This window comes from Pseudoalteromonas sp. Angola-7, from assembly GCF_028599255.1.
GTDB lineage: Bacteria > Pseudomonadota > Gammaproteobacteria > Enterobacterales > Alteromonadaceae > Pseudoalteromonas > Pseudoalteromonas atlantica.
In genome coordinates this window covers 37,599-58,347 of sequence record NZ_JAQREL010000010.1, presented here as the reverse complement: position 1 = coordinate 58,347, position 20,749 = coordinate 37,599, and the positions used below count along the sequence as shown (strand labels likewise).

General features: G+C 40.4%; 20 protein-coding genes. 15 read left to right on the top strand and 5 right to left on the bottom strand.

The genetic code is table 11. The annotated features are described in order from the left end of the window. Window positions 1-191 precede the first annotated feature (191 nt). Window positions 192-1,898: a lysophospholipid acyltransferase family protein gene (locus tag PSH50_RS13820; protein WP_273609780.1), complete on the bottom strand. Its 1,707-nt coding sequence runs from the start codon at window positions 1,896-1,898 to the stop codon at window positions 192-194. Between the two features lie 161 nt (window positions 1,899-2,059). Here PSH50_RS13820 and PSH50_RS13815 point away from each other — a divergent pair, with 161 nt between their 5' ends. Together PSH50_RS13815 and PSH50_RS13810 are read left to right on the top strand one after the other, a co-directional pair. Beyond that, window positions 2,060-2,980 carry a glyoxylate/hydroxypyruvate reductase A gene (locus PSH50_RS13815; RefSeq protein ID WP_273609779.1) on the top strand — a complete coding sequence of 307 codons (921 nt, stop codon included), beginning with the start codon at window positions 2,060-2,062 and terminating at the stop codon, window positions 2,978-2,980. A gap of 95 nt (window positions 2,981-3,075) precedes the next feature. Next, complete coding sequence (locus PSH50_RS13810) at window positions 3,076-3,222, top strand: hypothetical protein (protein WP_273609778.1); 147 nt, start codon at window positions 3,076-3,078, stop codon at window positions 3,220-3,222. A 208-nt stretch (window positions 3,223-3,430) separates the two neighbouring features. Here PSH50_RS13810 and smrA read toward each other — a convergent pair whose 3' ends face one another. From smrA to PSH50_RS13795, 3 genes are all read right to left on the bottom strand, one after another. Beyond that, a complete protein-coding gene (gene smrA, locus PSH50_RS13805) occupies window positions 3,431-4,012 on the bottom strand; it encodes a DNA endonuclease SmrA (protein WP_273609777.1) in 582 nt (193 codons plus the stop codon). Window positions 4,013-4,140: 128 nt separating this feature from the next. After that, window positions 4,141-4,386: a hypothetical protein gene (locus PSH50_RS13800; protein WP_273609776.1), complete on the bottom strand. Its 246-nt coding sequence runs from the start codon at window positions 4,384-4,386 to the stop codon at window positions 4,141-4,143. Between the two features lie 106 nt (window positions 4,387-4,492). Next, entirely contained in the window at window positions 4,493-4,933 is a 441-nt protein-coding gene (locus PSH50_RS13795; protein ID WP_273609775.1) for a hypothetical protein, read from the bottom strand. A gap of 102 nt (window positions 4,934-5,035) precedes the next feature. On the opposite strand from PSH50_RS13795, the gene PSH50_RS13790 reads away from it, so the two are divergent. Further along, entirely contained in the window at window positions 5,036-5,419 is a 384-nt protein-coding gene (locus PSH50_RS13790; RefSeq protein WP_273609774.1) for a response regulator, read from the top strand. A 326-nt stretch (window positions 5,420-5,745) separates the two neighbouring features. Here the strand turns inward: PSH50_RS13790 and rpsT are convergent, their stop codons facing one another. Beyond that, a complete protein-coding gene (gene rpsT, locus PSH50_RS13785; protein ID WP_004588355.1) occupies window positions 5,746-6,006 on the bottom strand; it encodes a 30S ribosomal protein S20 in 261 nt (86 codons plus the stop codon). A gap of 252 nt (window positions 6,007-6,258) precedes the next feature. On the opposite strand from rpsT, the gene murJ reads away from it, so the two are divergent. The 12 genes from murJ (at window position 6,259) to PSH50_RS13725 (ending at window position 20,743) form a co-directional block, all read left to right on the top strand. Then, on the top strand, window positions 6,259-7,839 hold the full coding sequence (gene murJ, locus PSH50_RS13780) for a murein biosynthesis integral membrane protein MurJ (protein ID WP_273609773.1): 1,581 nt from the start codon (window positions 6,259-6,261) through the stop codon (window positions 7,837-7,839). 84 nt (window positions 7,840-7,923) lie between these two features. Continuing rightward, complete coding sequence (gene ribF / locus PSH50_RS13775) at window positions 7,924-8,850, top strand: bifunctional riboflavin kinase/FAD synthetase (protein WP_273609772.1); 927 nt, start codon at window positions 7,924-7,926, stop codon at window positions 8,848-8,850. Window positions 8,851-8,879: 29 nt separating this feature from the next. Next, entirely contained in the window at window positions 8,880-11,708 is a 2,829-nt protein-coding gene (gene ileS, locus PSH50_RS13770; protein WP_273609771.1) for an isoleucine--tRNA ligase, read from the top strand. A 12-nt stretch (window positions 11,709-11,720) separates the two neighbouring features. Beyond that, complete coding sequence (gene lspA / locus PSH50_RS13765; RefSeq protein WP_089348231.1) at window positions 11,721-12,221, top strand: signal peptidase II; 501 nt, start codon at window positions 11,721-11,723, stop codon at window positions 12,219-12,221. Further along, entirely contained in the window at window positions 12,218-12,658 is a 441-nt protein-coding gene (fkpB, locus tag PSH50_RS13760; RefSeq protein ID WP_089348230.1) for an FKBP-type peptidyl-prolyl cis-trans isomerase, read from the top strand. The genes lspA and fkpB overlap by 4 nt, the downstream gene beginning before the upstream one ends. Beyond that, entirely contained in the window at window positions 12,658-13,587 is a 930-nt protein-coding gene (gene ispH / locus PSH50_RS13755) for a 4-hydroxy-3-methylbut-2-enyl diphosphate reductase (protein ID WP_273609770.1), read from the top strand. Before fkpB ends, ispH begins: the two co-directional genes overlap by 1 nt. Window positions 13,588-13,627: 40 nt before the next feature. Further along, the gene (locus PSH50_RS13750) at window positions 13,628-14,662 is read left to right on the top strand and encodes a sensor histidine kinase (RefSeq protein WP_273609769.1); all 1,035 of its coding nucleotides are present in this window, start codon (window positions 13,628-13,630) and stop codon (window positions 14,660-14,662) included. Continuing rightward, window positions 14,659-15,363, top strand: a complete 705-nt coding sequence (locus PSH50_RS13745) for a LytTR family DNA-binding domain-containing protein (RefSeq protein ID WP_273609768.1) — start codon at window positions 14,659-14,661, stop codon at window positions 15,361-15,363. Before PSH50_RS13750 ends, PSH50_RS13745 begins: the two co-directional genes overlap by 4 nt. A gap of 107 nt (window positions 15,364-15,470) precedes the next feature. Further along, window positions 15,471-16,031: a type IV pilus modification protein PilV gene (gene pilV / locus PSH50_RS13740; RefSeq protein ID WP_273609767.1), complete on the top strand. Its 561-nt coding sequence runs from the start codon at window positions 15,471-15,473 to the stop codon at window positions 16,029-16,031. Between the two features lies 1 nt (window position 16,032). Next, complete coding sequence (locus PSH50_RS13735) at window positions 16,033-17,028, top strand: PilW family protein (protein WP_273609766.1); 996 nt, start codon at window positions 16,033-16,035, stop codon at window positions 17,026-17,028. Then, a complete protein-coding gene (locus PSH50_RS13730) occupies window positions 17,016-17,519 on the top strand; it encodes a pilus assembly protein PilX (protein ID WP_273609765.1) in 504 nt (167 codons plus the stop codon). The genes PSH50_RS13735 and PSH50_RS13730 overlap by 13 nt, the downstream gene beginning before the upstream one ends. Before the next feature lie 2 nt (window positions 17,520-17,521). After that, window positions 17,522-20,743 (top strand): pilus assembly protein, encoded by a 3,222-nt coding sequence (locus tag PSH50_RS13725; RefSeq protein WP_273609764.1) that lies wholly within the window; start codon window positions 17,522-17,524, stop codon window positions 20,741-20,743. The last annotated feature ends 6 nt before the right edge of the window (window positions 20,744-20,749 follow it).

Below are 20,749 nucleotides of genomic sequence, written 5' to 3'. Positions count from 1 at the left end.
TGTGGTTATTCCCCATAAATAGGCGATAACGCAGCATAAATGCCAAACATGCGCTGCCCTTCGGGTTCTGCCTAGGGGCGATAAACTCTTTGTTGCTCGGTTTTTACTTAGCCCACTAGGTTACAAACCTCGCGCCGCGATTAAATCGCCCCTAGATTGAACAAATTTCAATCCGTAAAGTTCAACACGCCCTAACCTAAATAGCGCTTGGCTTTATTTTCTTTTACGTTTTGTAAATCTACCAGCACTAACCCATCAATACAGTTGTTAAAGTCGGGGTCGATACTAAAGCTTAAAAATTTTACACCGCCAGGCTTACACAGCTCGGTATATTGCTTAAATAGCGTAGGAACGTGTGCCCCCATATTGGCCAGTACATGTTTTAATTCTACAAAGTCTTCTTTTACATCGTTGCCGCTAAAAACAGTTTTACACTGAGTAAGTTGTTGCTCGCTTAATTTAAACTCGTTATTAGGGGTGGCAAGGTGTTGCTCTGATTTGTAATAGTGTTGATAGTAATATACGAGCATGGCTTTAGCTTGTTCTGGTAAAGCATTAGAGACGCTCACTGCGCCGAATAAGTAACGATATTGCGGGTAGTTTTTAATAAATGCGCCAATACCGTACCATAAGTAGTCTAAGCTTTTACGTCCCCAATACTTAGGTTGCACAAAGCTGCGGCCAAGTTCTATACCTTGCTCTAAATAGGGTTTCATTGCTTGTGTGTAACTAAATAAACTATCGGTGTATAAGCCTTCTCGGCCATGTTTATCTATTATTTCCTTTGCGCAAGCTAGGCGATATGCCCCCACCAACTCTAACTGCGTGGGATCCCATAGCACTAAGTGTTGGTAATCCATATCATATTTGTCGATGTCGCGGCGTTTTCCGCTGCCTTCACCTACCGCTCTAAAGGCGATTTCTCTGAGTCTCCCAAGCTCTCTAAACACCGGTGAGCTCCCCGTGTATTGATATAAATGAATATGCATGCCATCGTGTGTTTTACCTAATAATTGGCAACTCTCTATGGCTTTTTTTAGCTCTTTTCGACACTCAGGAATAGCAATAGGGGTTTGAGTTTTAAGGGGGAGAGGCTTTTTAGTGGTAAGGCGATAAAGTTGTTTACGAATGAGGTTTACGATTTCTTTATCTTTTAAATTTTCGATTAAATATGACTCGGGTGGAATGGAAGCGCCAATTTCAAACTCTAATGACTTTTGACGCTGCTTAAACATTTCTTTTACTAATAATAAGCTCGCAAGCGGTTTATAAATCATTGATGTACCATAAAAAAGCGGGCTGTTTTTGGCTTTTATATAAATAGGTAAAATAGGGCTGTTTGCTTTTTTAGCCATGCGTAAAAAGCCACTGTTCCACTTGCAATCTTTAATTCCGGTAGGGCTTAATCGAGATACTTCACCAGCAGGAAAAATTAACAAAGCACCTTCATTTTTTAAGTGTTTTTGAATATTGCTTAATTCTTGTTTTTTACTGGTACCTGATAAGTTATCTACTGGCAACAGCAATGAATGCATAGGGGTAACCGACATTAGCATTCGATTGGCAACCACTTTTAAATCTTGCCTAACGCTGGATAGTACTTTTATCAGCGCGAGTGCGTCGAGCGACCCAATGGGATGGTTAGCTACAATAACTAACTTACCTTCGCTGGGTATATTTTCAATTTGCTTTGGTTTGTAGCGGGTATCAAAGTCAAGCTCATCAAGCACTTGTTCAACAAACTCTAGCCCTTGTAAATGGGGGTAAGCATCGCCAAAGGCGACAAATTCTTGTTCATGTAATAAGTAGCCAAGCCCTTTTTTAACTAAACCTTTTACTTTAGGGGAGTTCTCTAATTGTGGTAAGTTTGCTGCTATTACTTTATCAACGCTTATCATATTAACCTCGTTTACAATTTGGCCTATTCGCCATGCTGTTTAGAGTAAAAAAAGGGTGTGACATTTACTTTGCAGTTGTGTGACTTTTTAAAGAGTAAATAATCAGCAGTAAATTTACTCAATGATGAAGGTAAAAATATTAAAGATTATAAGGAGTTTACATGTCGGTTTTAGTTGCCATTTCAGGGCGCGATAATACAAAACTAATAGCAAGGCTAACTGAATTGTTACTTAATGAAACTATTGAGCAATGGCCATCGTGTAAAAACCCCAGTGCTGTAGAGTTTGTACTGGCTTGGAATGCCCCGAATGACCTATGGCAACGATTGCCTAATTTAAAAGCCGTTTCTTCATTTGGCGCGGGTGTAGACAGTATTAATATGTCGCTATTGCATGAGCATGTAGATGTGGTGCGTATTGTTGATGAGCAACTAGCCGAGGACATGGCAGAATATGTATTAACTCATGTGTTAGCTCAAAAGCTGCGCTTAAAAGAATACTTTGTTAAACAATCACAAAGTAACTGGAAGCCTAAACGCGCCTATAAATATAAACATGTGGGTATTTTAGGTTTTGGTGAATTAGGAAAAGCATGCGCAGATAAGTTACGCATTAATGGCTTTACGCTAAGTGCATGGTCTAAAACGCCTAAAAAAAGTGAGCAGGTCAAGCTATACACCGAATTACAAGGGCTTGATGAAATGCTGCCCAAAATAGATTTTTTAGTGTGTTTATTGCCACTTACTGAGGCAACTAAAGGAATTATCAACGCACAATTATTAGCAAAGCTCCCTAAGCATGCTTGCGTAATAAATGTAGCAAGGGGTGAGCATGTTATAGAGCCAGATCTATTATCAGCGCTAGATTCAGATAATTTAAGATCGGCAACCCTTGATGTATTCACCGAAGAGCCATTACCAGGCTCTCACCCATTTTGGCAGCACCCAAAAGTGACTATTACTCCACATTGCGCAGCAATATCAGACTTAAATAGTGTTACAGAGCAAATAGCAGAAAATGTTAATCGCTTAAATAGCGGGCTTGAGCTAAACAATCGAGTTAATAGAACAAAAGGTTATTAATAGATAGCCAAACAGTTTAAAAAACAGCTTGTTAACATTTGTAATTTTAATTAATGTAAGGGCTAAACCTATAATAAAAATAATAAGAGTAACGTATGAAATCGAGTCAAGGTGGCGTAAAACTAAGCTTAGTTGTGGTTTCTATTATTGTATTGGGTGTATCGGCATGGTTTAACCAAGCGAGTGCAGATCAAATACCGCAAAGTAAAAACCAAAGTGAGCAAACAACGCAAACCGATTAGAAGTCAATTTTAGAAATTAAGCATGTAACTTACGGCTTAGCTTTAATTATAACTACTCGGCTTATAAAGCTAGTAAAGTAGCGTTTAGCGTTCTTCTACTAGCTTAAAATATCTCGCTACAAGTTATCCATCCCTAAATAAACCCTAAACCCCAAAGGGGCAGAGTAAGTGCCACTTTATTTGTTAAAAGTGAGGCATTAGTTTTGCACTAAAAGCGCTTAGCGTGTATCTCTCTGTTTTCATGTTTTTTCTCATCACTTTTTTTAAGCAACACATACGTTGCGCCGCTGCCACCATGATGTTTAAGGGCCGTATGATAAGCCAATACCGCAGGTAGAGCCTGTAGCCACTTATTAACGTAGCTTTTAAGTATACCTGGCTTAGCTTTATTTTTTATGCCAATGCCATGGCGTACTAGTACAACGCGTATGTTTCGCTGGTGGCAATCAGTAATAAAGTTAAATAATGTTGTGCGTGCGTTTTTAAGTAATTGGCCATGCAAATCTAATGTGGCATCAACTTGGTATTTAGCTAAGCGTAAGTTTTTAAATACAGCGCTTTGTACGCCGTCTTTTTTAAAACTGAGTAATGCATGCGGGTCTAAAAGTTCTACATGCTCAGTTTGTAAGTAATTTTCATCATTCGTAAGGCTAAGCTCAGCAGCTTTGCGTTTTTCTTGCTGGGCAAGGGTGGCACTAGGGTTACTTGCAAGAGGAGTTACAGTATCGTGGTTTATAGGTTTTACATCTTCCATAGAAGATAAAAATAAATCGAAATCAGATAAAGACATAGTAAGACCTAAATGAGGATTAATACGAGATAAATTTTATCTTAGTTCAATCTGTTCCCCAAGCCTTTTAATTTTTTAAATAAAAAAGCCCAGCAAGGCTGGGCTATAAAATATTCTAAGGAGAAATGTTAACTCTGCGTTACATTAAATTGTCCAAACGTATACATTTTGAACAAGTAAAATGTATTGATCAACACTAAACTCATATTTGAAACAACACTCGACGACATTAAATCCAAGCTAAAAGACAAAAATAACAGTCCACATGCACTAATTGCTGCAACACGCAGTATTGTTATGTGGTTAATAAAGAATGCACCTAAACCTAGTGCAAGTAATACAGTGTTTAAAAGCCAATCTAGCTCGTTTAGCATGGTCGTTTCAATAGTTCAGTTGTTGAAAAAAGGAGCGCCATTATGTTGATCTTTTGCACACCTTTCAACCAAGTAATTTTAAATTTTCAGATTAGTTTTTTTAATGCTAAATGTAGCTGGTTAGGGCTGCAAAAAAGCCATTATTTTTTATTAGTTGATACTTTTGACAGCTTTGCGGCGCCTTTAAATCTGCGCATAAATAAAGGGCGTTACGCTTCTCGTCTAGCTGCGGGTGTAAGTTTGAGTCAAGTAATGTACGGCCATGGCCAAAAACTCCAGGCCAATAAATACTTTCACTCACTAACCCTAATTTTTTATAGGTGAGTAAAGTTGGTTTTGGAAAAATAATGGCTACCGCAAAAATTACAGCCAGCGTAATAAGTAACCATTTTTTAGACTTTACAGGCAGCTCTGCAGGGGTAGATGTTGTTGGCTTAGTTGAAGGTTGCGGTGCTGTTTGCGGCCTATTGCGGGGCTTTTTTACTGGTGCTTTTCTTTTTTGTGGTGTTTTACCAAGCAATGATTGTTTTTTTGTGTTGTTTGACATAAAGCAAATCTGGCCTTTTTAGCGTAGGTCTCTATAATAAAATGATTAAATATCTAGTTATATAATAACTTATACAATGCTTTTAGCCTACGAGGAACATACATGGATACGCAGCTATCGATTTTAATAGTAGATGATGTTAGCACAGTGCGTAGTTTTTTGAGCCAAACGCTCATGCACTTAGGAATAGAAAACGTTAAAGAGGCTTCAACGGCTAAACAATGTATTAGCGAATGCCAAGCAGCTAATTACAATATGATCTTTTTAGATATTGAGCTGCCTGACGGTGATGGTAAAGAGTTAATCGCACAAATTAATGATATTAGCCCTGAAACCAATGTGGTAATGGTGTCGGCTCATTCAGCTGTTGAAAATGTTAAAGAAGCCATAGATAAAGGCGCTAAGGGATTTGTGGTTAAGCCATTTACCCCTAAAAAAATAGCTGCGATGTTGAAAAAGTTTTACCCAGATTTAGAAAGCGTTTAACCATAGATATTTAATACCGATCCACAATTAAATTTAATCGTTTTTAGGGGCTAAACGTGTCGCTATCTGCGTTAAGAAACTCTCATTTACGACTGCATGGATGCAGAGTAATGCAGAAACAATTGCAGAGAACAACTAAACAGCGAATTTTTTACCTTGATACCAACACGCTTTTTCAACCTGAAAATAGCTCACTTAATTATGCGGATTGGTATAATCCGCTAAATCTTATGGGATTATGCGGATTACTAACACTAAAAAGTATTAATGCTAAATTTTAAATATAAAAAAACCGGCCTAAGCCGGTTTTTTAATCATAAAACAAATTATAGCGCTTTAATTTTAGCTGCTAAACGGCTCTTATGACGAGCTGCTTTGTTTTTATGAATTAGACCCTTAGTTGCGTAACGGTCTAGGATAGGTGTAGCAACAGAGAAAGCTTGCTGTGCAGCTTCTTTATCGCCAGCTTCAATAGCAGCGGTTACTTTTTTGAAGTAAGTACGCATCATTGAACGACGGCTTGCGTTGTGCTGACGGTTTTTTTCGCTAGTGATAGCGCGTTTTTTTGCAGACTTGATGTTAGCCAAGGTTTGCTCCTAACAATCTTAAATAAAGCTTAAATTAAAGGCCGTGGAATATGCCTGTTTTTATCATGAATGTCAATGTAATTTTAACAATTCAAGAAAAACTGCTCCTTATAACGAACATCAATTTGCCGCTTTAGCAGTTAATATCGCTATTGTAACAAAGCACAGACGCCCAGCCTAGTGCTTTAAAGCGATTTATAAAAAAGACTGTGGCATAATCGCGTTAACTAAAGGTTTTTAAGTAGGTTTAAGGTGTCAAAAGGATTATTTCGCTCCGGTATGATTGTAAGTTGTATGACAATGATATCGCGTATTTTAGGGTTAGTACGAGATGCCGTCGTTGCAAACTTATTAGGCGCCAGTGCTGCTGCCGATGTTTTTTTATTTGCTAACCGTATTCCCAATTTTTTACGCCGACTATTTGCAGAGGGGGCCTTCGCTCAGGCATTTGTACCTGTACTTAGCGAAATTAAAGAGTACCATGGCGATGATAAGGTTAAGCTATTTGTAGCACAGGCTGCCGGCACGCTGGGCACAATTTTACTTTGTGTGACTATTTTTGGCGTTATTGCCTCGCCTGTTATTGCCGCGTTATTTGGTACTGGCTGGTTTATAGATTGGTGGCATGGCGGCCCAAATGCAGAAAAGTTTGTACTGGCAAGCTCGTTATTAAAGTTAACTTTTCCGTATTTGCTATTTGTTAGTTTGGTGGCACTTAGTGGTGCGGTAATGAATGTGTATAACCGTTTCGCAGTGGCTGCTTTTACGCCCGTATTACTTAATGTTTCAATTATTACTTGCGCTATTTTATTGCATGACCAATTTAGCGTAGGGGCGTATGCGTTAGCCATTGGGGTATTTGTGGGCGGTGTAGTGCAATTGTTGTTTCAGTTACCATTTTTATACCGAGCAAAAATGTTGGCACGTCCTCGCTGGGCGTGGCAAGACGACAACGTTAAAAAAGTGCGTAAGCTTATGCTACCGGCATTATTTGGTGTTTCAATAAGCCAAATTAACCTCCTGCTCGATACCATGATTGCCTCGCTATTAATGACGGGCTCTATCGCATGGCTTTATTATTCAGATAGGTTAATTGAGTTTCCACTAGGTTTATTTGGAATTGGTATTGCCACTGTTATTTTACCCGCACTTTCTAAATTACATAGCAGTAAAAAGCTCAGTGATTTTCAAGATACGTTAGATTGGGGTGTGCGTTTTGTCATTTTTTTAGGCATACCCGCCATGGTCGGCTTAATGATTATAAGCCCGCTTATCATTACTGTACTGTTTGACCACGGTGCATTTAAAGACGCTGATGTTGATCATGTCAAAGCGGTAAGCTTAGGGGTAGTTGCCTACTCGGTAGGGTTAGTTAGCTTTATGCTTATTAAAGTATTAGCGCCGGGTTTTTACTCGCGCCAAGATACCAAAACACCTGTGCGCATTGGTATTATTACGCTGGTGCTTAATATGGTATTTAATATCATGTTAGCCCCGTTTATAGGATATTTAGGGCTTGCTTTAGCAACGTCTATGTCGGCCAGCTGCAACGCTTTTTTACTTTACAGGCAACTTAAAAAAGAAAATGTGTATCAGTTTTCTGCTATGAGCCTACGCTTTACCATAAAATGCATAGTGGCAAGCTTGGTAATGGGCGCGCTAACTTGGTACATCAGCAGCCGTTATTATTGGGCTACATGGCATTTTTCTGAGCAAGTAATGTTGTTAATTGTATTGCTAGTAATTGCTGCAATAAGTTACTTTGCGGTGCTGTTTTTACTTGGTGTAAGACTAAATACGATAAAAAGTGTAGCAACTACTGAATCAAATTAAAAAAAAGATTATAATCGGCAGCCCTGTGGTTTTGAACGATTTTAAAGTCGTTAATAATACTCGCTGAAAAAGGCATTAGGTGGCATGGAGTTAATTAGAGGTATACACAATATTCGAGCGCAACATTATGGTTGTGTGTTGACTATTGGTAATTTTGACGGTGTGCATTTAGGCCATAGCGAAGTGTTAAAAGGGCTGTTAGCTGATGCTAAAGCACATAGCTTACCCAGCACTGTAATGTTGTTTGAGCCGCAGCCGCAAGAGTTTTTTGCTAAAAACAATGCGCCAGCAAGGCTTACTCGGTTACGCGATAAACTTAAGTTACTGAGCAACTTAGGTATTGAACGAGTTATTTGTATTAGCTTTAACCAACAATTTGCCAATATGCACGCTGAGCAATTTGTTAGCGATATTTTAATTAAAAAGCTAGGCGTTAAAGCACTCACAGTAGGTGATGATTTTAAATTTGGTAAACAGCGCCAAGGGAATTTTAATTTACTGCGCAGTATGGGCAAACAAGCGGGCATGGATGTAAAAAGCACCGCGAGTTTTCGCCAATTAAATGCTAGAGTAAGCAGCACACTAATACGTGAAGCATTAGCCGCAGGCGACTTAGAAAATGCAAAGTTAATGCTTGGGCATAATTATGCGATTTCAGGGCGTGTAATACATGGTTGGAAAAGAGGGCGAGAGCTTGGTTTTCGAACTGCAAATATAGCGCTTAAACGCCAAGTTTGCCCTGTAAATGGGGTGTTTGCAGTAAAAGCAAATATTGCCGGAAAACAGGTTTATGGGGTAGCCAATATTGGTAATAAACCCACTTTTAATGGAACGCGTGCTTTGTTAGAAGTTCATCTTTTTGACTTTGCACACGATATATATGGACAGTTTATGCATGTGGAGTTAATAAAAAAACTTCGCAATGAGAAAAAATTCGAGACATTAACACAGTTAACGGCACAAATAGCAACCGACGTTGCCGCCGCAAAACAGTGTTTTGGTTTAAATTAGGTAGCCGATAGATACGGAAAGTAGGATTAATGAGCGACTACAAACATACTTTGAATTTACCGGAAACGCAGTTTCCAATGCGTGGCAATTTGGCACAACGTGAACCAAAAATGCTTAAAGCATGGTATGAAGACGACCTGTACGGTCAAATTCGCAGCGCTAAAAAAGGTAAAAAAACCTTTATTTTGCATGACGGCCCTCCGTATGCAAACGGCGATATCCATTTAGGCCACTCAGTAAATAAAATTTTAAAAGACATTATTGTTAAGTCTAAAACTTTATCTGACTTTGATGCACCTTATGTACCTGGTTGGGACTGTCATGGTTTGCCAATTGAGTTAATGGTTGAGAAAAAAGTAGGCAAGCCAGGCGTTAAAGTAACCGCGAGCGAGTTTCGTGAAAAATGCCGTGCTTACGCTAAAAAGCAAGTTGAAGGTCAAAAAGTAGACTTTAAACGTTTAGGTGTGTTTGGCGATTGGGACAAACCTTACTTAACAATGAACTATGACTTTGAAGCAAACGCTATTCGCGTGCTTGGTCGTATTATTAAAAATGGCCACCTTCATAAAGGTGCTAAGCCTGTGCATTGGTGTACAGACTGTGGTTCTGCATTAGCAGAAGCTGAAGTAGAATACCAAGATAAGCAATCACCAGCGATTGACGTACGTTTTACATTTGCCGATCAAGATGCGGTTGTTAATGCCTTTGATTTAGCCGATGGTCATGAAGGGCAAGGCAGTGTAGGTACTGTTATTTGGACTACAACACCGTGGACCTTACCCGCTAACCGCGCCGTAGCTGTGCATGCAGATTTAGAGTACGCCTTAGTACAAGTAGATGATGAAGGCTCACAGCAACGTTTAATTTTAGGCTCAGAGCTTGTTAAAGATGCAATGGACCGTTATGGCTTTAATCATTTCCACGTACTAGGTTATGTTAAAGGTGCAGCACTTGAAAACTTACAGGTTGCTCACCCATTTTACGATTTTGATGTACCGGTAATTGTAGCAGACCACGTTACTACTGACTCAGGTACGGGTGTGGTACATACCGCGCCAGGCCATGGTCAAGAAGATTTCGCGGCAGGCTTAAATTACAACCTTGAAGTAGCAAACCCTGTAGGTGCTAATGGTGTTTATTTACCAGACACAGAGTTATTTGCTGGTCAGCATGTATTTAAAGCAAATGCCAGTGTAATTGACGTACTAACAGAGCGCGGTGCTTTAATGCATCATCATGCGCTTACGCATAGCTACCCGCATTGTTGGCGCCACAAAACGCCTATTATTTTCCGTGCTACACCGCAGTGGTTTGTAAGCATGGATCAGGCTAACTTACGTCAAGACTCGTTAAGCGAAATTAAAAACACGCAATGGTTGCCAGAGTGGGGCGAAAGCCGCATTGCAAACATGGTTGAAGGTCGCCCAGATTGGTGTATTTCACGCCAACGTACTTGGGGTGTGCCAATTGCTTTATTTGTTGATAAAGACACCGGTGCTTTACACCCAAATACGCAAGCGCTTATTGAGCAAGCTGCAGAACTAGTAGAAAAATCAGGCATTCAAGCTTGGTATGACCTAGAGCCAGCAACCTTGTTAGGCGAAGAAGATGCCAAGCAATACATGAAAGTACAAGATACGTTAGATGTATGGTTTGATTCGGGCGTAACACATGCATGTGTTGTTGATGCACGTGAAGAGTTAGTTGGCCCAGCCGATTTATACCTAGAGGGTTCTGATCAGCACCGTGGTTGGTTTATGTCATCAATGATGACCTCAGTTGCGATTAACGGTCACGCACCTTACAAGCAGGTACTAACGCATGGCTTTACCGTAGATGAAAACGGCCGCAAAATGTCAAAGTCGTTAGGCAACGTTATTTCACCACAAAACGTGATGAATAAACTTGGCGCTGACATTTTACGTTTATGGGTAGCCTCTACCGATTACACCGCCGAAATGACGGTATCGGATGAAATATTTAAACGCTCTGCAGACCGCTACCGCCGTATTCGTAACACCAGCCGTTACTTATTAGCTAACCTAAGTGGTTTTGATCCAAAAACAGATCAAGTTGCTGTTGATGATATGGTTGAGCTGGATAAGTGGATTGTTGGCCGTGCAGCCCAATTACAAGAAGAAATTTTAGCAGCCTACGATAGCTACCAAATGCTATTAGTTACGCAAAAGCTAATGAACTTCTGTACAGGTGAGCTTGGTTCGTTCTACTTAGATGTAATTAAAGACCGTCAGTACACAGCGAAAAGCGACAGTCATGCACGTCGTTCTTGTCAAACTGCGCTTTACCATATTGCTGAAGCAATGACGCGTTGGATGGCACCAATTATGAGCTTTACAGCGCAAGAAATCTGGGAAGCATTACCGGGTGAGCGTAGCGATTACGTATTTACATCAGTATGGTACGACGGTCTACACGCACCGACAAACAGCCAATTTAGCAACGATGACTGGCAAGCGATTCTAAATGTACGTGACGAAGTAAACCGCGTACTAGAAGCAGCCCGTAAAGAAGAAGTTATTGGTGCAACGCTGCAAGCGAGCGTTGACTTATACGCCGAAAAAGCACTGGCTGATAAGTTAGCAGCATTAGGTGATGAGTTACGTTTTGTATTACTAACGTCTGCGGTGAATGTATCTGCAGTAGATAGCCAGCCAAGTGATACGCAAACAACCGAAATTGAAGGTTTATACATTAGCGTAGCAGCCACAGATGCAACTAAATGTGAGCGTTGTTGGCATTACAGTGATGATGTAGGTTCAGAACCTGCTCACCCTGAAATTTGTGGTCGTTGTGTAAGCAATGTTGACGGCGAAGGTGAAAAGCGTCAATTCGCTTAGGAGTTTTACTCAGTGAGCAAACTAGCCCAAAAAAGTGGTTTAGTGTGGCTTTGGTTAAGTCTATTACTACTTGTAATAGACTTTGCCAGCAAAACACTTGTTGTAAATACCATGGCTTATCAAGAGTCGATTAATTTACTACCCGTTTTTAGTATTACTTACGTCCATAATTATGGTGCAGCCTATAGCTTTTTAAGCGAAGCGGGCGGTTGGCAGCGTTGGTTTTTAAGCTTTATTGCCATTGCTATTAGTGCGCTACTGGTGTGGTGGTTAAAGCGTTTACCAGCGACGAATAAAATACTGTGTAGCGCCTATGCATTAGTACTTGCCGGTGCTATTGGTAATTTATATGACCGTGTTGCATATGGCTATGTAATTGACTTTATACATGTGTTTTATAAAAACTCGCATTTTCCAGTATTTAATATTGCCGACTGTGCAATTTGTATTGGTGCCGCATTATTATTATTTGATGCCTTTACAGGCGAAAGTCCGAAGGAGCATAAAGCATGAGCCAAGCTGTAATTGGTGAAAACTCAGAAGTTATTTTTCATTTTTCTATTAAGTTAGAAGATGGCTCTGCCGCAGACTCTACAAAGGTTCATAACAAACCTGCAAAATTAACCATGGGTGATGGTAGCTTAACGGCTAACTTTGAAAAATGCCTGTTAGGTTTAACTGCTGGTGAAAGTAAAACATTTGAACTTGAGCCAGAAGATGCCTTTGGCCAGCCTAATCCAGATAACATTTATTACGTTGAGCGCAGTAAGTTTGGTGCAGAAACACCGGCTAAAGTAGGGGCTATTATTGCTTTTACTCAGCCAGACGGTACTGAGTTACCAGGGCTTGTTCGTGAAGTGCAAGGTGAGTCGGTAACAATAGACTTTAACCACCCACTAGCGGGTCAACGTTTAACGTTTGAAGTAGACATTATTGAGGTGCAAGGCTAATGGATATTTTATTAGCTAACCCACGAGGTTTTTGTGCGGGAGTTGACCGTGCAATAAGCATTGTAGAGCGCGCTTTAGATATTTTTGAAAAGCCAATTTATGTTCGTCACGAAGTGGTTCATAACCGCTATGTGGTTGATGGTTTAAAAAACCGCGGTGCAGTATTTGTTGAAGAGCTTGATCAAGTACCTGACGACAGCATCGTTATTTTTAGCGCCCATGGTGTGTCGCAAGCGGTACGCTCTGAAGCGAAGCGCCGTGATTTAAAAGTGTTTGATGCAACATGCCCATTAGTGACTAAAGTACATATGGAAGTGACCCGCGCTAGCCGTAAGGGAATTGAATGCATTTTAATTGGTCACCATGGTCACCCTGAAGTAGAGGGTACTATGGGGCAGTATGATAATAACGACGGTGGTATTTACCTTGTAGAAACCGCAGAAGATGTTGCCAAACTTAACGTTAAAAATGCTGATAACCTATTTTATTGTAGCCAAACTACGCTTTCGGTAGATGACACTGCAGATGTAATTGATGCGTTGCGCGAAAAATTCCCCGCAATTGATGGCCCGCGCAAAGATGATATTTGTTATGCCACACAAAACCGCCAAGATGCTGTGCGTGATTTAGCAGACAAAGTAGATGTGCTATTAGTTGTGGGGGCAAAAAACAGCTCTAACTCTAACCGTTTACGTGAACTTGCAGATAAAATGGGTACTACGGCTTATTTAATTGATGATGCAACTGATGTGCAAGAGCAATGGGTTTGTGAGTCTAAGTCTGTTGGTGTTACGGCTGGTGCCTCTGCGCCAGAAGTGCTTGTACAACAAGTTATTGCACGTTTAAAAGAGCTAGGTGGCAAGCAGGTAGTAGAAAACCCAGGTGAAGAAGAGAATATCGTATTTGCCGTTCCTGTTGAGCTGCGTTAATCTATATAAATTAATTATTTAGATTACAAGGAGAGCCGTTATGAGCAAGTTGCCGCAAGGTGAAACATTGCTTTTTTCGGCTCTTTTTAATGAGCGAGGGGTACTTGCCTCGCTTATTGTTACCCAAGTTGTTGCTACTATTTTAGCGTTTGCTCCTTTTGTTGAAGGGGATAGCTGGCAAAGCCTTGGCGTAATTAGTTTATTTTCTCATATGACCGTTTTGGTCAGTATTTCTGTTTTATACTCTTTTCGGCGTGTTTTACAAAAAAAGTCGCAAACCACCCAACTTTTTGCTTTTTTTATTTCCTTTTTAGTCAGTACCGCTTTATTTAGTGTACTGTGTGCCCGCTACTTTTTAGATATTGCAAATAATGAAACGAGCATTTATTTTGTACTACGAAACTGCTTAATTGTTTTTTTGATTACGGCTTTATTTGTACAGTTTTTACTGATTTATTTCGAAAAAGAGCAGCAAACAAAAGCGCTCTCTCGCGCGGAGCTTGATGCTTTGCAAGCCAGAATTCGCCCTCATTTTTTGTACAATAGCCTTAATACTGCTGCCGAGCTAACACACCACGATGCCGATGCTGCAGAGCAAGCAATACTTGCGCTTGCGGCGTTGTCGCAAGCGGCTATGCGCTCGGGGCAGCGCGTTTCACTTGAAGATGAGCTGACCTTATCAAAACAATATGTTGCGCTTGAAACATGGCGTTTTGGCAACCGCTTAAAGGTTAACTGGCATGTACCTGCTGATTTACCTGACCTTGATATACCGTGCTTAACCCTTCAGCCGTTAATAGAAAATGCGGTATGCCATGGTGTAGAGCCCAGTGAGACAGGGGCCGTTATTCGTGTTGAGCTACATGTAACAACAGGGTATTTAACATTAATTGTTTCTAACCCAATCACTCACAATGAAGCGTTAAAAAGACCAAATAACGGTATGGCTCTCGAAAATATTCGTCAGCGATTGTTTATCTATTACAAAGAAAAAGCACAACTAACGATCACACAAAAAGAGGATGTATTTAGAGTAAAAGTGGTGATCCCTAAGCAGTTTGAGAACCCCCAATGAATGTTGTAATTATTGATGATGAACCGCTAGCTCGCGCTAGAATAAAGCGGCTACTGCAGCACAACGAGCATATTTTAGTTAAAGGCGAAGGTGATAACGGCGCGCAGGGGCTTGCTATTATTAAGCAGGTTCAACCCGATTTGGTGTTTTTAGATATAGATATGCCGGGTATTAATGGCCTAGAAGTAGCACAGAAACTAAATACGCTAAGTGTGCCACCGGCAATAATATTTGTAACCGCTTACCCCGAGCATGCACTTGATGCGCTACAGCTCAGTGCCGCAGGGTACTTAGTAAAACCAGTTACTGAACAGGCATTAAATAAAGTGTTAGGGCAAGTAGGGCGCTTAAATAAAGCGCATATGCAAAAGCAGCAATCTACAAAAATTAGTTATCAGCTTGGTGGTACAATGAAAAGTATTGAACTTGATCAAGTGTATTACTTTAATGCCCAAGAGAAATACACCAATATGGTATTTCAAGGGGGCGAGGCCCTGATTGAGCAAAGTTTAAAGCAGCTTGAGCAACGCTATCCAACATTATTGTTACGCATTCACAGAAATACCCTTATAAACAAACAAAAGCTTGTTGCGCTGCATACCCAAAGCTCAGGTGTACATAGTGTAGAACTAGCTGGGTGTAAGGAGCAATTAAGCGTGAGTAGGCGAGAGCTAAAAACAGTAAAAAATATTCTACAGTAACTTTGTTTACCGTTTATCAACAAATTTAACCGCTTGTCCTAGTATTTATTGCATAACCACTTTCAATGCATAAACTTATAATTAGATAAAATTTATTTGGTTTTACTATGCATTCACCTCACAAAAAACCTCAAAAAGGCTTTACCTTAATTGAAGTGCTGATTGCGTTTATTATTTTAAGCTTTGGCTTATTAGGCGCTGTTGCACTGCAAGCAAAAGCTAAACAGGCAAGCTTTGACTCTATGCAGCGTGCAGCAGCAGTAGCGTTAGGAAATGATATTATTCAGCGCATTAGAGCAAATGATACCGCGCAGCTCGTTGCTTTATATACGCAAACCTTCACAAGTAAAACATCAACGACTACCTCTACGACTTGTTTTAGTGGGTCATGTACTGCTGCGCAAGTTGCAGCTCTTGATTTACAGCAATGGAAACGCGCTATTCGTGCGCGCGAAAACACAGGCTCATTGGATGATGCCACTGTATGTATAAATCCTACGGCCGCAGCAGGTACGGGCGGGCGTGGGTTTAATATTGAAGTCATAGTGTCTTGGCAAGGCCGCCAAGAGTTTAATGCTAATGATGAAACCAAAGCACTTAAATGCGGTACTGATGACAAAAAACGCCGTTTGGTTGCATTAAATAGCTATATATACCTAAGGAGCTAAGATGAGACAAAAAGGTTTTACACTAATCGAAATGATGATTTCATTATTTATTGGTGGGCTTATTTTAGGCGGGGTGATGTTTACCTATATTGGCATGAAAGTAACCACAAAAGACACAATGACAATAGGCGAGCTACAAGAGTCTGGCCGCTTAGCCATTAATATAATGCAGCGTGATATTGAGCAAGTGGGCTTTTGGGGCACTTACTACGATGATTCATTTACTGCAGCAAACACACAAACGTTGGCTAACCCCGGGGGGGATTGCTTTGAAGGGCTTAATAACGGTAGCTTCCCAGATTTAGCATCCGCTAGTAATTTCAGAACTATTTATGCAAAAGAAGCCAGTTCAACAAGCGAGCTTAACTGCATAAGTAAGCCCATAGCAGGAACTGATATTTTACAAATTAAGTTTTTACAAGGCGAGCAGCTAACTGTAGATGGCACTACGAACGAAACACAAGCAGGTGAAAACTATTTTATAGCTGAGCAAGAAAGCGCTGAGTTTGCTCGAGGCGTTGTAGGTGCAGGTAGTTTAAACGTAAATGCCACAGTGTGGCCTTATAGTCACCATGTTTATTACCTCGCAGAGCAAACTTATACGGTAAACAATAAAAGCCTTAAAGTACCAGCATTAATGCGTAAACGCTTAAATGGCGCCAATATGAAAGCCGAAACAATTATGGAGGGCGTTGAAAACATGCGCTTTGTTTTTGGTTTAGATACAGACAGTGATAGCCGTGTTGATTCGTACCGAAGTATTGACGACATGCAGCACTTTGATTGGGAAAACCGAAAAAGCATCTTAACAGTGCAAGTTTTTTTATTAGTAAGAGCACTGCAGCCAGATCCAGGTCTTAAAATAAAAAATCAAACCTATATTTTAGGTGAAGATGAAGACGCTCGAGAGCTTACTTTTAACGACTCTTACAGAAGAACAGTATTTACCACCACCATTCGTTTAAATAACGTGGGAGCAAATTTATGGCGTATCTAAGTCAACACGCAAATAAACAACAAGGTGTAGTGCTTATTACAGCCCTCATTATGGTTATTGCAGTAACGGGTATTGCCGTTACATTAATGAGCAGTAGTAGCGTTGACATAAAAATTACCAATGCAGCCCAAGAGCGCGAAGTGGCTGAAAATGAGCTTATTGGTGAAGTACAGCGTATGATTTCTGATGAAGCAAGCAAAGGCGCTGCTAATCAGTTTTTTTTAACGCCAGATGAAGTATCAAGCCATGCAGGCGCAGACGATGAGGGAATGGTCATCGCCGCGCATGACGATATGCAAAGTAAAATGGTAAACCTAAATCAGGGGGCACTTGATTTAGAGTGTCCCCGCAGATTTAATTTTACTGCGGGTATATCGTGCAACATGTTGCAAGTTTCTACCACTATTAAATACGGCTCTAAAGCAAAACACGAACTTACAATTGTAACCGGTGTTGCTCAAGAAATGGCCAGTATAAGTAAGGGGATTTAAAGATGAAAACGAATAAAGTTCTCGCCTCTTTAATTGGCATCACTTTAAGCAGCTATGTTGCTGCTGAAGATATAGAGTTGTATGTAAACCATGATGTGGATGTGGAAGAAAAACCGCGAGTACTGTTAATTTTTGATACATCAGGCAGTATGGCTTTTTCATCAACTAATGGTAATAGCTGTGGTTATAATAATTTTTTAGGCTTATTTAACTTATGCATAGATAGCCGCCTCGCTGCTGCGCAATTTGCCATGAATAAAGTGGTATTAGATAACGAAGACACTATCGATTTTGGTCTAATGCGCTTTGAAAGAAATTCAGCTGGAGGATATGTTGTAAATGGTGTTGGTAGTGATTCATCCGTGGTACGTACTTCTATTGCCGGGTTACCAGCAGATGGGGGAACACCATTAACAGAGACACTCTGGGAAGCATATTTGTATATTACTGGGCAGGAGGTTCAATACGGAGAGGGCGTTACTACTGCAGAGCGTGATACAAATGTAGAATTACGTACAGGTAGCCAATGGACAGACGTTGAGTGTGATTGGGTTTGGAATCGCCGTCGAGGTTGGGTGTATGAATGTGAAAATATAGTAAGAGACAATTACGAGTATACTTATATATCACCATTTGCAGACAGTGAAGCTGAAACAGCTCGTTGTGATAATTCAATTAATATTATTTACATGACCGATGGTGATCCATCTAATGACAACGGCAGTGATAGTGATATTAGTGATGAACATGAAAAGTACTTTGGAGAGCCATTAAACTGGAGCACCGATAGCTATTACAGTAACTACTTACATCAAATGGCTAAAATTATCCACGGTACAAGTGATGTTACTGTTGATTTATACCCAGCTACCCCCGATATTCACGAAACAGGCCGCTTGTACACGATAGGCTTTGGCTCAGGCATGAGCGCAAACGGGCAAGAACTATTAAGGCGCGCAGCCTTATTAGGTGGTGGTGAAAACTTACCAGCAAGCACGCCAGATGAGCTTTCTAACTCGCTAAATAGTGCTATTTCTCGGATTCGTGAAGTTAACGATAGCTTTTCATCGCCTTCAGTAGCAAGTAACAACGTAGATCAAACACGTAGCCGCGATGCTATCTACTTTGCCATGTTCTACCCAGAAACAAACACACGGTGGGGCGGTAATTTAAAAAAATTAAAAGTATCAGGAAGCGAAATAGTCGATTCAGCGGATAACACTGCGCTTGATTCAAACGGTCTAATAGACACTGATGCTAAAACATTTTGGTTGCCAGATGGGCAGTCTGCCGATGGTAACTTAGTAGCACAAGGAGGTGTAAATTATCACTTGTCTTCATTAACAGGCTCACCCGCTGAAGACAGGCGTAATCTTTATACCGATAAACAAGGCGATATAGTTGAGTTTACCACTAATATTGTGAGCGATATTTTAGATTTAGTCACCAACAACCCAATTAGCCTAGCCAGCTCTGATATTAAATGGGCAATGGGAATAGATGTTGATGATGAAGATAACGATGGCTCTAACACAGATCAACGTAGTGATATTTTTGGCGATCCTTTGCATTCTAAGCCCGTAGCAATCGACTATGGTAATGATGACATACGTATATTAATTGGTACTAACGCCGGCTTTTTACATATGTTTAAAGATGATGATACTAATAACCAAGTAACAGAAAGCTGGGCATTCATCCCCTCTGACCTTTACGATATTATTCAGCCCTTACGCAATAAAGACACTGGTAAACTCTATGGTATGGACGGCCCAATCAGTGTTTATTTTAGTGATAAGAGCTTGAATGATGAAGGTATCAACGATGGTATTGTTGATGCGAGCGATGGTGATGACGTGTGGGCGTTTGCAGGTATGCGCCGTGGTGGGAAAAACTATTATGCCTTTGATATTACTAACCCTGATCAGCCAAAAAAACTATGGGATAATCCTATAGAGGGCGGTAAAGGCGATTTTAAAGAGCTTGCTCAAACGTGGTCAAAACCCCAAATAGCGTACATAAAAGCATTTGGTGATAAACCATTACTCGTTTTTGGTGCAGGGTATGACACGAATAAAGATGCCGTGGTAAGAAGTGAAGACTCAGTTGGTCGTGGTATTTATATTGTAGAAGCCGAAACAGGCAAAAAAGTGTGGGCTTTAACACCAAGCGAAAATGGATTTAAAGGTAAACACTCGATTGCAGCAAATGTATCAACGCTTGACTCAGATTACGATGGTTACATTGATCGAATTTATGCTGCCGATACCGGGGGCGATATTTGGCGTATCGATATGCCAGGCACAAGCACCAATAATTTCACGCACTTCAAACTTGCTGAACTAGGTAGTAGTTTAGCAAGCCAGGACCGTAGATTTTTTTACCAGCCACTGGTGGCACGTACACTTTATAGTAAAGTAAGTGAAACAACAATTAATGGTGAAACAGTCATTACACGCTTAGATACACCGTATGATGCCATAGTAATAGGTAGTGGAAATCGCTCCAAACCAACAGGTACAAATGAAGACGATCAGCTGTTTATGATAAGAGATGAAAACACTGTAACTCAGTCATTCACGAGTGCCCCTACAGCGATTAAACCTGCAGATTTAATGCTTATGAACAGCGACCCGTTTGGTAATGCATTGGATGATGTAGATGAGTTTGTTGATTTAGAAGTTGATTTAGCTAAATTTAAAGGCTGGCGTTATGAATTAGGCACCGGCGAAAAGTCTTTAGCAGCAGCTACAGTGGTTGGCGGTGTCGCTTACTATACTAGCTTTACACCTTCATCTGAAACTTCGACAGAGAACCAATGTTCGTTAAGTGGCGGTGGCGGCTCGTTATATGCGTTCCATTTACATTATGGCACCAAAGTATATGACGACCTAAAATTTACTACTAGTTATGATGTGCCTGACACACCACAATTGTACTTCGGTGAAGGGCCTTCTTGTGCAGATGGCAACGGTGATGGCATGTGTGATGATAACCCAACCATTGAAGTGACCGAAGAAAGTCAGTTTTATCTAATTGGACCAGGAATAAAAGGCGAAAATGCACAAAATCCAATGAAGCCAGTAGAAATTATGGGGCCAGGTTTAACGGTTGTAGATGGTACCGTACAATTAGTGAATGACAATGATAGCGTAGGGTTTGGTTTTAAAACGCAACAAACCTATATTTATAAACGTGAAGAAAATGATGAAATTGATGATTAAGGAATA

What these genes read in the sequence shown, in the direction of transcription:
- PSH50_RS13820 (WP_273609780.1), bottom strand. Translation starts at nt 1,898, where the DNA reads ATGATAAGCGTTGATAAAGTAATAGCAGCAAACTTACCACAATTAGAG.
- PSH50_RS13815 (WP_273609779.1), top strand. Translation starts at nt 2,060, where the DNA reads ATGTCGGTTTTAGTTGCCATTTCAGGGCGCGATAATACAAAACTAATA.
- PSH50_RS13810 (WP_273609778.1), top strand. Translation starts at nt 3,076, where the DNA reads ATGAAATCGAGTCAAGGTGGCGTAAAACTAAGCTTAGTTGTGGTTTCT.
- smrA (WP_273609777.1), bottom strand. Translation starts at nt 4,012, where the DNA reads ATGTCTTTATCTGATTTCGATTTATTTTTATCTTCTATGGAAGATGTA.
- PSH50_RS13800 (WP_273609776.1), bottom strand. Translation starts at nt 4,386, where the DNA reads ATGCTAAACGAGCTAGATTGGCTTTTAAACACTGTATTACTTGCACTA.
- PSH50_RS13795 (WP_273609775.1), bottom strand. Translation starts at nt 4,933, where the DNA reads ATGTCAAACAACACAAAAAAACAATCATTGCTTGGTAAAACACCACAA.
- PSH50_RS13790 (WP_273609774.1), top strand. Translation starts at nt 5,036, where the DNA reads ATGGATACGCAGCTATCGATTTTAATAGTAGATGATGTTAGCACAGTG.
- ribF (WP_273609772.1), top strand. Translation starts at nt 7,924, where the DNA reads ATGGAGTTAATTAGAGGTATACACAATATTCGAGCGCAACATTATGGT.
- ileS (WP_273609771.1), top strand. Translation starts at nt 8,880, where the DNA reads ATGAGCGACTACAAACATACTTTGAATTTACCGGAAACGCAGTTTCCA.
- fkpB (WP_089348230.1), top strand. Translation starts at nt 12,218, where the DNA reads ATGAGCCAAGCTGTAATTGGTGAAAACTCAGAAGTTATTTTTCATTTT.
- ispH (WP_273609770.1), top strand. Translation starts at nt 12,658, where the DNA reads ATGGATATTTTATTAGCTAACCCACGAGGTTTTTGTGCGGGAGTTGAC.
- PSH50_RS13750 (WP_273609769.1), top strand. Translation starts at nt 13,628, where the DNA reads ATGAGCAAGTTGCCGCAAGGTGAAACATTGCTTTTTTCGGCTCTTTTT.
- PSH50_RS13745 (WP_273609768.1), top strand. Translation starts at nt 14,659, where the DNA reads ATGAATGTTGTAATTATTGATGATGAACCGCTAGCTCGCGCTAGAATA.
- pilV (WP_273609767.1), top strand. Translation starts at nt 15,471, where the DNA reads ATGCATTCACCTCACAAAAAACCTCAAAAAGGCTTTACCTTAATTGAA.
- PSH50_RS13735 (WP_273609766.1), top strand. Translation starts at nt 16,033, where the DNA reads ATGAGACAAAAAGGTTTTACACTAATCGAAATGATGATTTCATTATTT.
- PSH50_RS13730 (WP_273609765.1), top strand. Translation starts at nt 17,016, where the DNA reads ATGGCGTATCTAAGTCAACACGCAAATAAACAACAAGGTGTAGTGCTT.
- PSH50_RS13725 (WP_273609764.1), top strand. Translation starts at nt 17,522, where the DNA reads ATGAAAACGAATAAAGTTCTCGCCTCTTTAATTGGCATCACTTTAAGC.